Origin of the sequence: Streptomyces sp. SID3343, from assembly GCF_009865215.1 — a bacterium.
GTDB lineage: Bacteria > Actinomycetota > Actinomycetes > Streptomycetales > Streptomycetaceae > Embleya.
This window is the reverse complement of sequence record NZ_WWJX01000852.1, coordinates 1-358: the sequence shown is the minus strand read 5'-3', so window position 1 is coordinate 358 and position 358 is coordinate 1. Positions and strand designations below refer to the sequence as shown.

Annotated in this window: 1 pseudogene; it reads left to right on the top strand. The window is 82.7% G+C overall.

The features are described from left to right. Positions 1-358, top strand: a pseudogene (locus tag GT354_RS26420) (hypothetical protein); the annotation flags it as partial.

Sequence of the window (358 nt, the reverse complement as noted above, 5' to 3'; positions counted from 1 at the left end):
CACCCGCCGCGAACTCGGCGCGGGCGCCGCCGCCGCGACGTGGGAGCAGGCCGCCCGCCTCACCGCCGACACCGGCGCGGCGCGCCGCCGCTTCGTCGCCGCCGCGTACGCCGCGTGGGAGGCCGGCTTCCCCACCCGCGCCCGCACCCTGCTCGACACCGCCGACGCGGGCGAGGCCGACTACCCGGGCGACGACGGCGCGTCGCCGGCCGGCTCCGGTAGCGCCGTTCGCCTGCGCGCCGCGCTGCGCCACGCGGAGGGCCACCGTTCCGACGCCGGCGCGCTCCTGCTGGACGCCGCACACGGCCGCGCCGCGCTCCTGCTGGCCGCCACCGGCGCCGCGTGGGAGGCCGGTGAC